This is a genomic window from Faecalibacter rhinopitheci (genome assembly GCF_015234135.1).
Taxonomy (GTDB): domain Bacteria; phylum Bacteroidota; class Bacteroidia; order Flavobacteriales; family Weeksellaceae; genus Empedobacter; species Empedobacter rhinopitheci.
Window position 1 is genome coordinate 193,124 of sequence record NZ_JADGIK010000003.1, and the last position, 14,302, is coordinate 207,425.

Genomic DNA, 14,302 nt, shown 5'->3' on the forward strand with positions numbered 1-14,302 from the left:
TCATTTTTTAAAAATATATGATATAAAAAAGAAAAAATGTCTTTATTTAATAAAATTAATATTTATTTATTAAATCTTTTTTTGTCTAAAAAATTTGATAGAGTTTTGTCCCAATTAGTGTTAAAAAATTAGACTATGAGGAGAAAATTAACATCTTTGAGCTTACTTGCTTTCCTTGGATTAGGAAGTATCGCATTTGCTCAAATCACAGGTGTAGTTAATGATGCAGATAATTTTCCAGAATCTGACGTAGAGGTTACGGTTAAGGGAACTGATAAAGTTACCTACACAGATATCGACGGAAAATTTGATATTGATGCTAAAATTGGTGATGTAATTGTAATTAATGGAAAAGAATTCGCAGTTTCAAAAAACGATTTAGGTGTATTAAAATATATAAGTCAAGAAGAAGTACAAAACTTAGGTGAAGTTGTAGTATTAGGATACGGAAAAACGCAATCTAAGCCAAAATCTAACGAAGCTGTTGTTACAGTTTCTGCTGAAACTTTAGCAAATAGACCAAACTCAAGTGTATTAAACTCTTTACAAGGGACAGCACCAGGTTTATCGATTAACTCGGCATCTGGTTCACCAGGATCTGGAAAAATTAATGTAAAAATCCGTGGGATTAACTCGATTAATGCATCTTCGGATCCATTATATGTGATCGACGGTATTGCAACTTCAGCAACACAGTTCAGAAGTTTAAATACAGAAGATATCGATAATATTTCGGTATTAAAAGATGCGCAAGCTACATCTATCTACGGTAATAGAGGGGCCAATGGTGTAATCGTTATTACAACGAAAGGAGGTAAATTTAACTCTGGTTTACAAATTGACTACAGTGGATTAACTTCATTATCTCAATTTCCTGCGGATCACTATAACGTAGCCAATACTTGGCAAAACTTAAATATCCAAAAAGCAGTAGGTTTAACATCAATGTCAGATGCGCAAATTGCAGCTCAAACAACGAATACAAACTGGAAGAAGCAATTCTTTAACAGTGTAGGTTTTAGTCAACAACATACATTAGGATTAAGATTTGGAGGTGAAAATGTTAACGTATATTCTTCTCTTGGTTACATGGAGCAAGAAGGTAACATTAAAACAACTAATTTTAAACGTTTAACTTTTAGAAATACTATTAATGGTAAATCAAAAGATGGACGTTTTACATACAATGCTCAAGTTGCATTATCTTATTCTAAGAGAAATCAATTAGATCAAGAAACAAATGACGGAGTTTCTAACAACGTTATTCAGAATCCATTATTTGGTTATTTATTAGCAATGCCTAATTTACAACCTTACAAATGGAACAATGGTCGTGAAATGTACAATGAGATTGGAGGTAACTACAAGCATACACACGTTTTACAAGATCTATTGAATGGTGGTGTAGTTAACCAATTTGCAGAAACGACTATTTTTTCTACAATTAATGCGCGTTACAAAATTACGGATGAAGTGTCTGTGGGTAACCGTTTAGGGGTTGATTACAAAGAATCTGCTCGCAACTTTGCACGTACGCCAAATGGATATTTATCTGTGAACGTTGCTGCAAACAACGGAATTGAATTCGGAGGATTTGATCGTATTGAAAATACAAAAGATGTAACAATTAACAATGTTGCAGATATTACTTTCGATAAGAAAATTGATGACCACGAATTTAGTGTAGCTGGTTATATAGAATATACAAAAGCACACTACATCTATGATTATCAACAACAAAATGGTCTAAATCCATTAAACTGGTCATTAGGATCAGGAACTGGTTGGGCACAGTATAGTTCAAATAATCCAAACCAATATGTACCAAATGTATCTGCACAAAAAATAAATGCAGGAACATTAGCATTTTTTGCAACAGCAAATTATGATTACGATAGCCGATTTGGATTTGGAGCTACTGTACGTCGTGATGGATCTTTCCGTTTCAGTAAAGAAAACAGATGGGAAACTTTCTGGTCGGTTTCTGGACGTTGGAACTTAGATAAAGAAGAATTTTTACAAGGAACAAGCGTTCGTATGTTAAAATTAAGAGCTTCTCACGGGATTACAGGGAATCAAAATTTAGTTACTTCTACAAATAATGCTAACCCATTATTTACAGGTGTTCAGTTAACTAGACAATTATATAGAACAGATGTTGCGGGTTACCAAGGAGCGCAAGCTTTCTTATTAGGTAATTTATCAAATGAAAACATCAAATGGGAAACAGTGACTCAATCTAACGTTGGGGTAGACTTTGATTTATTCAACGGGTTTTTATCAGGTTCGGTAGATGCTTATTACAAGACTACTAAAAACATGTTCAATCAAATCAATGTTTCTGCTACAACAGGACAATGGTCTGTAGATGGGAACAACGGTAAGATGGAGAATAAAGGTATTGAAGCTTTATTACGTTTTAAATTGTTAAAGGACAAGCCATTTAATTTATCAGCATTTGTTAACGGAGCATACAACAGAAACAAAATTGTTTCTATGGATGTAGAAAATTTAACAGATGATAATGTTAATGCAGTTGGAGGAGTTATGAGCCAATGGAATTTATACCACTATGTTGGGGTGAATAAAGAAACTGGTGAGCAACAATACATCGACAAAAATGGAAACATTACAGAAGAACCAACAGCAGATGACCGTAGATTAACTGGTAAAACGCCATATGCGCCATTTACAGGAGGTTTCGGATTTAATGCAGATTACAAAGGATTCTATTTAGATGTATTATTCTCATTCCAAGCAGGTGGATGGTCTTACGACAACATTTATTCTTGGTTAATGGATCCAACATCAGCAAACAGTTACAATGTTTCTGCAAACTTATTAAATGCTTGGACTCCTGAAAATACAAATACAGATATTGCAAGTGTTAATGCGTACAATTTAGGTACGGAAGGTATGTCTGACCGTTTCTTATATAAAACAGATTTCATTAGATTAAAGAATGTGACGTTAGGGTACGGATTATCTAAAAAAGATTTAGAACGTTTACCAATTAAGAGTTTTAGAATTTTCGTTTCAGGTGAAAATATCGCGACTTGGACAGATTGGAAAGGTTTCGATCCAGAACCGGTGACAACATATTCTTTAGGTGTTTATCCTAATCCACAAACTTTCTCTTTAGGGGTTAATATTGGTTTATAAAATTTAATGTAATGAAAAAAAATATCATAAAATCATTAGTATTAAGTGCATTATTAGGTTCAGCAGGTGTAATGACTAGTTGTAACGATGCAGTTGATATTATTCAAGAAGGAGAGTTAAACGAAGCAGCGATTTTTACAAGTGTTTCTAATTTAGAGAAATATTTAGAAGGTGATGTTTATAGTGCAGCAGACCCTAGTAATGAAATCTATCTTTCAGCAGTAATTTCTGATGAGGTAAAGCCAGGTTACCGAAGTGGTGGGCAAGAGTATAGTTTACACAGACATTTCTTATCTAGTAACGAAGAGTACACATCTAATATTTGGGCTCAACATTACAAATTAATCAATAGAGTAAATCGTTTATTAGCTGGAGCAGAAAAAATTACTCCAACAGCAGCTGAAACAGCGAAGTACAATAAAATTATCGGAGAAGCAAAAGCATTAAGAGCTTGGGCATACGTTCAGTTATCAGCTTACTTCTCAACAGATATGAAAGATCAAAATGCATTAGGTGTAATTTTATTAAAAGATGTACCAAATGCTGAGCAAAAATTACCTCGTGTAACTAATGCGGAAGTATATGCTTTGATTGAAGAAGATTTAGCTTTCGCTAATTCTGTACTATCAACAGGTGCTGATCATTATAGAGTAGACTTAAATTTCGTGAATGCTTTACAAGCTCGTTTCAACTTATATAAAGGAAACTATGAGTTAGCAAAACAATATGCAAACGAAGTAATCAGTGGTTCAGGTTTAGTATTAACTGATGCAAGTTCTGTAATTAACGAAGATTTAGGAGAGGTTGGATCACCAGAATGGAATGAAGGTTTTTATAAGACCGAAGGTTCATTTAGTGCATATAGAAATATATGGAATGATACCGCTCGTGGAGAAATCATTACGTCTTTTGAACGTATGGGGTCAGGACCTACAGGAAATATAGGTTCATACTTCAATACAAATAATTCAAACTATGATGGTTCGCCAATGTGGGTTTGGGGACGTAACTTGTTCAATATTTTTGATCAAACTGCAGGAGATGTTCGTCGTTTATCATATGTGGATCCTACAGCTTTAATTGATGAAGATTATGCAACGGCTTCTTCACCATTTAATTCAGATGTATTAGTAATAGATAAATATCCTGGTAAAACTAATTTCTCTACAAAGAACGATTTAAAAGTTTTTAGATTAGCAGAAATGTATTTAATCGTTGCTGAAGCAGAAGCTAAATCAGGAAACTTAGCACAAGCAAATGCGGCTGTACAAGCTATTCGTGAGGCGCGTAATTATTTAGGATTAGCTGCCACACCAACTTATACATCAGTAGCAGATGCTTTAAAAGACATCTTGAAAGAAAGACGTGTAGAGTTAGCCTTAGAAGGGCACCGTTTTATCGATTTAAAACGTTTAGCTATAGAAGCAGGTGTAACGATGGATCGTAATGCAACTGATGATATTGTAGAAACACAGAATTTAGAGAATGGAAGTTATAAATATACTTTACCAATTCCTTTAAAAGAAATTTCTGCTAATTCAACAATTCAGCAAAATCCTGGTTATTAATACAATTTAATAACATAACTTTATATAAACCCTCGAGATTACTCGAGGGTTTTTTTATGCATATATAAAACGAGTTTCATGCTTCATATAATTCATCATGTAATTCTATTAACTTAATTTTTTCCAGTAAAATCCCATTTATTTAACATAATATTCACGTGTAACATTTCATATGAGCAAAATATTCAATTAGTAATTTATTAATTATATAGTCTATAAAGGCTGTGTTTGATAAATATAAATGTTATTATATATATAATTATATGTAATTATAGTTCTATTTACAAATGTTTACAAATACAATCAATGTGTTAATTATTTTGGAAATCTTAAAAAAATGTTACAGATTTGTATCCAAATGTTATAAAAATTAGACTATGAGGAGAAAATTAACATCTTTGAGCTTACTGGCTTTCCTAGGATTAGGAACTCTAGCCTTTGCTCAAGTAACGGGTGTAGTTAACGACGGTAACAATTTTCCTGAGATGGATGCTGAAGTTGTAGTTAAAGGAACTGATAAAGTTGCTTACACTGATGAAAATGGAAAATTTGATATTGATGCTAAAATTGGAGATGTCTTAATTATTAATGGAAAAGAATTTGTAGTTACATCTAATAATTTAGGAATATTAAAATCGGTCTCTGAAAATGTTGATTTAGATGAGGTGGTAATTACGAGTATCTTCGATGCTCCCTCTAAATCGGGACAAACAGTTGTTACAGGTGAGAGCTTACAACAATTTAATCCAACATTATCAGTGGATCAAATGTTAGGAGGTAAGGTTTCAGGTCTTACATCTCAAGCTCAAAATGGAGCGCCTGGTGCTACTTCGAACATTACAATTCGTGGTGCTATGGGATTAGGTGGAGGTAACAAATCACCTTTATTTGTAGTGGATGGTACTTATATGACTGTTACAGACATGAATACTATCAATCCACAAGATATTCAGGATGTTACTGTGCTTAAGGATGCTTCACAATTAGCTATTTATGGTGCTAGAGGTGCGAATGGTGTTATTATTATTAAAACCAAAAGCGCTAAAAGAAATTCTAAAAACTTTTCATATTCATCTCGTATTGGTTTCACAGAAATGATGAAACAAAATGATATGGATGTAATGGGTTCTAATCAATTGCTAAACTATCAAAATGATTTAGCTCAAATTCCTGGAATTGCAGGAGGGGTTGCAAGAACACCTGAACAAATAGCGAATTTATCTAAAATTAATACTGATTGGGATGATGCCTTCTTTAAGAATGGTTTAATGACATCTCATTACTTCAGTATGTCGAGTAATACAGATGGAGATTCACAATCGTTCTCTTTAGGGTATGATAAGAATTCAGGAGCTGTTAACTATTATAAAGGTTTAGACAGAATTACAGGAACATTAAATATGTCATCTAGATTATCTGATAAAGCCAGATATGGAATTAATGTAAATGGATCTTACCAAACATTAGATGAACCTAGAGATATTAATAATGGGCAGAATGCTTTTTATAGTGCATTACAAAATAGACCATTTGCAGATGTATATAAATTAGATGGTAATGGAGAAATAATCTATAAACCTAATGGTGATCCAACTTTTAACCAATCTGTAAATGCGATGGGTTATAATGCATTAGATGAAATGTATTATACAAAAAACCAAACAAGAACATTCAGGGTATATGGATCAGCATTTTTTGAATATGAATTAGCTAAAAATTTATTTGCAAGAACTACATTTGGTGCTACTTATAGAAGAACACAATATGAGAGCTTTACAGCTCCTTCAGCAAATTTAATGTCAATTTTAGGTTCTGGAGGTTCTAAAAGTGATCAAAGTATTGATCGTTTAGACTATAACTGGAGAAATGAGTTGAGTTATATTAAATCATTTGGAGATCATAATTTTAGAGCTACTGTTGCATCTGAATACATTGATCAGTCAAATTATTCTATGACATTAAGTTCTCAAGGTTTTCCAAATGATAAACAAGATGTACAAAGTTTAGCTACTACTAAATTACAATCATCAAACACTGCAAGATGGGCAGTTACTAGATTTGGATACTTAGGGTCGATAAACTATGATTATGCAAAGAAATATTTCATTGATGGTTATATTAGAAGAGATGGAACATCTTTAGCAGGTCTTGATAATAAATACGGAACTTTCTGGGGAGCATCTGTTGGATGGGATATTGCGAAAGAAGACTTCTTAAAATCAAGTTCATTTTTTAATAGTTTAATGTTAAAAGCTTCTTATGGTGAAGTTGGGGATGATTCTGGTTTAGCTAGATACTCTAATTTAACATTAATGTCTTTAACAGGAACTTATAACAATCAAGGTATTGGAGCACCTTCATTAAATGTTGCAAACCCTCAAACAACTTGGGAAATCAACAAGAAATTAAATGTAGGTTTAGATTTTGTATTATTACAAAGAAGATTATCAGGTAATGTATCTTATTTCAAAGATACTCGTACAGATTTCTTATTTAATAAAGAATTACCTAGAGAAACTGGATCTTTTACTACTACTATAAACGCAGGAGAATTAGTTTCTAGCGGTGTAGAAGTTGAATTGAATTTTGATGTAATTAGTAAAAAAGATTATAGCTTAAGTTTATATGGAACTTTAACAAAGATGAAATATAAAATTAATGATCTTAATGGTTTAGACGAGTTAATTGTATCAGGATCTGTAGAAGATATGAAGCATATTAACGGTGGAGCTCCATATCAATTTTATATGGTAAGATTTGCTGGAATTAACAGAGATAATGGTAATGCACAATATTATGATATTGATGGTAATATTACCGAAGTTTATGATGCTAATGACGCGGTAGCTTTAGATAAATCGCCTATGCCAACATTAACAGGAGGATTTGGGTTAAATGCTAAATTCTATGGTTTTGATTTAAATGCAGATTTTGTATTTAGTGCTGGAGGTTATACTTACAATAATACTTACCAAATTTTAACAACTCCAACTACAACAAATAATAAAGCTGTACAAGCGGATGATTATTGGAGAAATCCAGGTGATGTAACAGAGTTCCAAAAACTAACGTCTGCAGGGTTCAGATACTCGGATCAGTTTTTAGAAAAATCAGATTATATCAACTTTAGAAGTTTATCGTTAGGATATTCTTTCGATAATTTATTGAAAGGTACTGGTGTTAAAGGTGTGAGAGTATTTACTCAAGTACAAAATTTAGCATTATGGACTAAATTCCATGGTAATCCAATCGTTGGTACCGCTAGTAGTGGTTATGCAGTAGCAGGTGATTCAGGATTCATCGCTAACTCATATTCTTTATTCTCATATCCTAATACGAGAACTTATACGTTAGGATTAAATGTTAATTTCTAAAAAAAAAAGATGAAAAAATTTAAAATAACATTTATAGCTTTATCTCTATTATTATCATTTAATAGTTGTAGTGATGATGATATTATGCAAGATTCTCCAACAGGAACAGCAGTTGAAAATTTTTATCAAACACAAGAAGATTTTTCAAGAGCAATATTAGGGGTATATCAAGGTTTCAAACAAGCTGGATATTATGCTGCCTCTAATGGTTCATCAGATATTAACGTTTTGGGTGATATTTTAGCCGATGACGTTATTTTTAACACGAATGGTCGTCAAGCAAATCGTTTAGCTTCTACTACATGGGAGTATGATGGTAATATGACTCCAACTTCTAAATATAATTCGTCGTATAATATTATTATGCGTGCGAACTTATTGTTATCAAAAATTGATAATTTACCTGAAGGTACTTTTAAAAACCAAATTAAAGGAGAAGCATTAGCTGTAAGAGCATTAGTTCATTTAGAAGTAGCTAGAACATATGCTAAAATTCCAACTCAGAGTGCAAATGCATTAACATCTCAAGGTATTCCATATGTAGATTATTATGATCCATTTGCTTTACCTGCAAGAGAAGAAAATATTCAAGTAGTTTATACTAAAATAATTAAAGACTTTAATGATGCTTTAGCTAATTTAAATACTTCAAGCACTCCAGGTAGAATTAGTAAATCAACTGTACAAGCATTATTAGCTAGAACATATTTATACTTAGGTGATTATGCTAAAGTAATTGAGTTCGCTTCACCTGTTGTGGACCAAGTGAAACCAGTTGCAAAGGCTGAATTACAGAACTTATGGTTAGGTAAAAATAGCACAGGGGTTTTATTTGAAATACCATTTGTATTAACAAATGATCCAGCTATTGGAGTAAGTTATAGCCAAGGGGTTACAGATGCTACTATTAATATGGAGTATTCAGTTGATAAAAGATTTTATGAATTATTTAATCAATCAACAGAACCTGAAAGAATTGCAGCAAACTTTAAAATATTTAATCCTGCAAATGCCTCAGGTAAAGCAACTATTGCAGTGAATAAATATATACAAGGTAATCCTGCAACTAATATCCCAGGTGTAAATAATGGACGATACTTAAGAGTTGAAGAAACAATCTTAGATTTAGCTGAAGCACAATATTTGTCTGGTAACCAAGCAGGAGCCTTAGCTACTTTAGATATATTAAGATCTAACAGATATTCTACATTTACGGGAGGTGAAACAGGAACAGCTCTTATAGAAGCGATTCTTTTAGAGCGAAGAAAAGAATTAGCATTTGAAACTGGGGATAGATGGTTTACATTAAAACGTTTACAAAACGTTAATGTACCAGCTGCTTACAAACAAGGTGTAGTTCGTTCAGGGAATGGATTTTATGCAGACGGATCAGGTTCAGTTCCAGCTGGACAAGTTTTATCACCGTCAAGCTATAAATGGCAATTACCAATTGATCAAGGAACAATTAATCGTAATCCTAATATGACGCAAACAGCTGATTATTAATAAATACAATAAGAAATCCCCTCTGATGAGGGGATTTTTTTGTTTATTATAGTTAACTTCAAGAACTAAATAAAATCTAATGAAAATAAAAATCTCAATAATCTTTCTTTTTATTTCAATTAATAATCTTTTTGCACAAGTAGCATTAAGTCCTTCGGTTGTTGAATTAAATATTGGAACAAATAGAGCGCAATCTTATAAAATTGATTATGAAATTAAAGGAGATCCATATTTAGGAAAAAATTTATCCCCATTTACTTTAAAAGGAGCTACAGTTAAGAATGTATCGTTGTTAAGATATAATTATTTTACAGATCAAATGGAGTACTTAGTAGGTAACGTGGTTTACGATTTAGATAGGGCTGAAAATGTTCTAATATCGTTCAATAATGATCACCGAAAATTTATCTTTTTTATTAATTATCCAACTTTAGAAGGGCAACAATCAGGTTATTTACAAATTGTGGAGGAAGGTGAAAATGCAACCTTGTATAAAAAAACTTCTGTAATGGTAGAAAAAAAGTTGATGAAAGAGGATATTATGGATACTGGTATTACAATAAACGAATACACTCCTAAAAAACCTCAATATTATATAAATATTAAAAATAAATTTATTCCATTATCTAAAAGTAAAGAGGATTTAATAAAATTGATAGAAGATCAATCAATAAAAGATTTTATAAAAAAAGAAAAGATTTCAATGATTTCTGAAGTAGACCTTATAAAATTAACAAAATTTATAAATCGATAAATATAAAAACAATATTTACTATTCTAATATATTAGTAATCCTTCAAAAACTCAAATGCTCTAATTTCAGCCCAAGAGTTTAGATTATTTTTTAAAGGAAAAGCGCAATGTCCTCCATGTTTCGGAACTTCAAAATAAATGTGATTGTATGCTTTGAATCGATCTTTCGGATAACATTCTTCCCCTAAAAATGGATCGTTCGCTGCATTGACGATTAATGTAGGAATCGTAACTTGATCTAAAACTGTAGCAGGACTAGCTTTATGATAATATTCTTCCTTAGAAGTATATCCATGCAATGGTGCCGTAAAATATTCATCAATTTCATCAAATGACTTAATTTTAGGAATCATTTCTTCGTTTAATTTTCCAGGAAATTGTATCGCTTTTTTTTGAAATTTAGGAACTAAAGTTTTTCTAAAATTATTTAAATAAATTGTATTTGGAAATACTTTTAAGGTATCTGAACATGATTTTAATGAAATAGGAATGGAAAAAACACTTGCAGCTTTTACTGGTTCTGGAACTTTATAAGCTCCTAAATAATTGACAATTAAAGCGCCTCCCATAGAGTAGCCAATAAGATAAATTGCTTCGAACTTTTCTTGAATAGCTTTTGAAACGATACGGTCTACATCATCAATAACACCATGATGATATAAACGTAAAGTCTGATTAATTTCACCTCCACAACCACGATGATTCCATGCTAAAACATTGTAGCCTTTATCATAAAAATAATCTGAACAAGAATTTAAATATGTACGTTTAGAATCTCCTTCTAGACCATGAAAAAGTATCACTAACTTTTTTTTATCAGTTTGATAGCGCCAATCTAAATTTAGGAAGTCACCATCATCTGTTGATATTTTTTCACGGGTATAATTGGGAACAGGATATTTTTTATAACGTGTACCAAATATGGTAGATAAATGAGAATTCTTTCGCCAAAAACCTTCAGCTTTATAAGTCGATTTTTCAATAAGTGGCATAAATAAAATCTAATAAATTTTTACATCAATTAAGAAATTAGCTTTTATTTCCTCGTTGATATTTGTAATGATTTTTGACTTTCCGTAGGTTAATTCCTGGCGCATAGCAGGTGAATTTATTTTCACATATAATATGCGTTGTCTTACTTCGACTTTATCAGTGTATTTCTCAAAAAATTTCCCCATAACAGTACGCCATGCTTCTTCAGCTTTTACTTCCCACATCAACTCTTCTTTTCCATTTTGCTTCATGAAAAAGCTAAAAGCTTCACCAACTGTTTGGCTATTTTGTCTTCTTTCTAATTTTTTCATAATCGGAAAACTTTACTTTCAGAGTTTATTTGCTTAATAATATCTTCTGTACGGTCAGAGTGTGTGTCTGTAATAAATATTTGACCAAAATGTTCCTCGTTTACTAATTTCACCAATTGTGTTACCCGATGCTCATCTAATTTATCAAAAATATCATCTAAAAGTAAAATAGGAGTCACGTTTAATGCGGATTTAATAACCTCTAATTGTGCTAATTTTAAAGCGATTAAATAAGATTTTTGTTGACCTTGTGAACCAAATTTTTTAATGGGATAATTCGTAATTGTAAACAATAAATCATCTTTATGTATTCCTGCCGTAGAATATTGTGCAGAACGATCTTTGTATATTGAATCTTTAAGCAATGTCTCAAAATCAGTTTCATTCAATTGGGAAACATATTCAATATTTACTTTTTCAGATCCTTCAGAAATCGCTTCATAATATTTTAGGAATGCATTCAAGAAATTTTTCACAAAATCTTTTCTAATTTCATGAATTCGATTTCCTAAATGAACTAATTCTATATCATAAATCTCTAACGTAGATGCATCAAATGTTTGATTTGCTGCAAAGTATTTTAATAAAGTATTTCGTTGTAATAAAACTTTATTGTATCGAATTAAATCTGCTAAATATTGTTTATTAGATTGCGAAATAATATTATCCAAAAACTTACGTCTTACATCGCTTCCTTCTTTAATCAAGTCGCTGTCATAAGGAGAAATCATAACTAATGGATATTGTCCAATATGTTCCGAAATACGATCGTAGGACTTAGAATTTCTTTTTAACTGTTTAGGTTGTCCAGCTCTAACTAAACAAAAGATGATATCTTCTTTATCATTTTTATCAAAAGTACCTTCTAAGGTAAAAAAATCACAATCAAATTGAATGTTCATTGCATCCGAATGATTCAGATATGATTTACTTAAAGCTAAATAATGAATGGCGTCTAAAATGTTAGTTTTTCCTTTACCATTCTGACCTACAAATGCATTTAATTTGGATGAAAATTGTAAATCTTTTTCTCCAAAATTTTTGAATTGCCTTGCTTTAAGTTCTTTTAAATACATGCTACAAATTTACACTATTTTACGCATTTATACTTTTCTTGTTTTACGATGAAATTTCTAAATCTTTCCCTATAAATTTATTTTTAGCTTTTTCTCTCAATGATTTATCACATTATAACCTACTAAAATTTCAAAATGATGTATTTTTGCATCTTTAATAGTAAGATTTAAAAAAAAATGGCAGTTCAAAAACCATCGATTCCAAAAGGAACTAGAGATTTTTCTCCTTTAGAAGTGAATCGCCGTCAATATATTATCAATACCATCAAGAAGCAATTTGTTTTATTTGGTTTCTCACCAATCGAAACACCTTCATTCGAAAATTTATCAACGTTAACTGGTAAATATGGTGAAGAAGGAGATCGTTTAATTTTCAAGATTTTAAATTCTGGAGATTACTTAGGGAAAGTAGATGAGCAATTATTAGCGGATAGAAATAGTCAAAAGGTTATTCCACATATTTCAGAAAAAGCGTTGCGTTATGATTTAACTGTGCCTTTTGCACGTTACGTAGTACAACACCAAAACGAAATTACATTCCCATTTAAACGTTACCAAATTCAACCGGTTTGGCGTGCAGATCGTCCTCAAAAAGGTCGTTTCCGCGAGTTTTTTCAATGTGATGCGGATGTTGTAGGTTCAGATTCTTTATTGCAAGAAGTTGATTTTGTACAATTATACGATTCAGTTTTTACAGAATTAAAAACTCCAGTAGAAATCCATATCAACAACCGTAAAATTTTATCAGGTTTAGCAGAAGTAGCAGATATTTCAGCTCAATTAATTGATTTTACTGTTGCTTTAGATAAGTTAGATAAAATTGGTGAAGAAGCTGTAAAGGAAGAAATGCGTGGGAAAGGAATTTCTGAAACTGCAATCGAAATCTTATCACCTTTATTTTCAATGAATGGTGATTACAAATCTCAATTTGCTCAATTAAAAGAAATTTTAGCAACTTCAGCAACTGGATTAAAAGGAATTGAAGAGTTAGAATTTGTTTTTGAAAATACAGAAAATATCGGTTTACAATCAGCAGATTTAGTGTTAAACTTAACGTTAGCACGTGGTCTTGATTATTATACAGGTGCAATTTTTGAAGTAAAAGCGAAGATTGGTGAATTCTCTTCATCAATTGGTGGTGGTGGTCGTTACGACGATTTAACTGGAATTTTTGGTTTAAAAGATATTTCAGGAGTTGGAATCTCTTTTGGATTAGACCGTACATACCTTGTGTTAGAAGAAAATAATTTATTTCCAGCGTTAGAGGATTCTACGAATATCCAAGCATTATTCATCAATTTTGGACAGAAAGAAGCAGCTGAAGCGATGAAGTTGGTAAAACAATTGCGTCAACAAGGAATTAATACAGAAGTATATCCAGATGATGCGAAGATGAAAAAGCAAATGGGATATGCTGACAAAAAAGGAATTAAGAAAGTAATTTTATTAGGTGATAAAGAAATCCAAGAACAAAAAGCAACCGTAAAAGATATGGTTACGGGAGAGCAAACAGAAGTTGCTTTTGTTGATTTGGTAAATGCTTTATAATCTGAAAATTA

The 14,302-nt window shown here is 31.5% G+C and carries 9 protein-coding genes; 6 read left to right on the top strand and 3 right to left on the bottom strand.

Translation table 11 applies throughout. The features are described 5' to 3' along the window. The first annotated feature begins 135 nt into the window (after positions 1-135). The 5 genes from IM532_RS05915 to IM532_RS05935 all read left to right on the top strand — a co-directional run bounded on the left by IM532_RS05915 (position 136) and on the right by IM532_RS05935 (position 10,364). Entirely contained in the window at positions 136-3,162 is a 3,027-nt protein-coding gene (locus tag IM532_RS05915) for a SusC/RagA family TonB-linked outer membrane protein (RefSeq protein WP_194182528.1), read from the top strand. 11 nt (positions 3,163-3,173) lie between these two features. Then, the gene (locus IM532_RS05920) at positions 3,174-4,730 is read left to right on the top strand and encodes a RagB/SusD family nutrient uptake outer membrane protein (protein WP_194182529.1); all 1,557 of its coding nucleotides are present in this window, start codon (positions 3,174-3,176) and stop codon (positions 4,728-4,730) included. 377 nt (positions 4,731-5,107) lie between these two features. Next, a complete protein-coding gene (locus tag IM532_RS05925) occupies positions 5,108-8,104 on the top strand; it encodes a SusC/RagA family TonB-linked outer membrane protein (protein ID WP_194182530.1) in 2,997 nt (998 codons plus the stop codon). A gap of 9 nt (positions 8,105-8,113) precedes the next feature. Continuing rightward, the gene (locus IM532_RS05930) at positions 8,114-9,610 is read left to right on the top strand and encodes a RagB/SusD family nutrient uptake outer membrane protein (RefSeq protein ID WP_194182531.1); all 1,497 of its coding nucleotides are present in this window, start codon (positions 8,114-8,116) and stop codon (positions 9,608-9,610) included. 79 nt (positions 9,611-9,689) lie between these two features. Beyond that, a complete protein-coding gene (locus tag IM532_RS05935; RefSeq protein ID WP_194182532.1) occupies positions 9,690-10,364 on the top strand; it encodes a hypothetical protein in 675 nt (224 codons plus the stop codon). A 31-nt stretch (positions 10,365-10,395) separates the two neighbouring features. Here IM532_RS05935 and IM532_RS05940 read toward each other — a convergent pair whose 3' ends face one another. From IM532_RS05940 to recF, 3 genes are read right to left on the bottom strand one after another with little or no spacing between them, the layout of a single operon-like run. Continuing rightward, positions 10,396-11,355: a YheT family hydrolase gene (locus tag IM532_RS05940; protein ID WP_194182533.1), complete on the bottom strand. Its 960-nt coding sequence runs from the start codon at positions 11,353-11,355 to the stop codon at positions 10,396-10,398. 9 nt (positions 11,356-11,364) lie between these two features. Then, on the bottom strand, positions 11,365-11,667 hold the full coding sequence (locus IM532_RS05945) for a DUF721 domain-containing protein (protein WP_194182534.1): 303 nt from the start codon (positions 11,665-11,667) through the stop codon (positions 11,365-11,367). Further along, complete coding sequence (recF, locus tag IM532_RS05950) at positions 11,664-12,743, bottom strand: DNA replication/repair protein RecF (protein WP_194182535.1); 1,080 nt, start codon at positions 12,741-12,743, stop codon at positions 11,664-11,666. The genes IM532_RS05945 and recF overlap by 4 nt, the downstream gene beginning before the upstream one ends. Before the next feature lie 177 nt (positions 12,744-12,920). Between recF and hisS the strand changes: the two genes are divergently transcribed. Next, positions 12,921-14,291 carry a histidine--tRNA ligase gene (hisS, locus tag IM532_RS05955; RefSeq protein ID WP_194182536.1) on the top strand — a complete coding sequence of 457 codons (1,371 nt, stop codon included), beginning with the start codon at positions 12,921-12,923 and terminating at the stop codon, positions 14,289-14,291. The last annotated feature ends 11 nt before the right edge of the window (positions 14,292-14,302 follow it).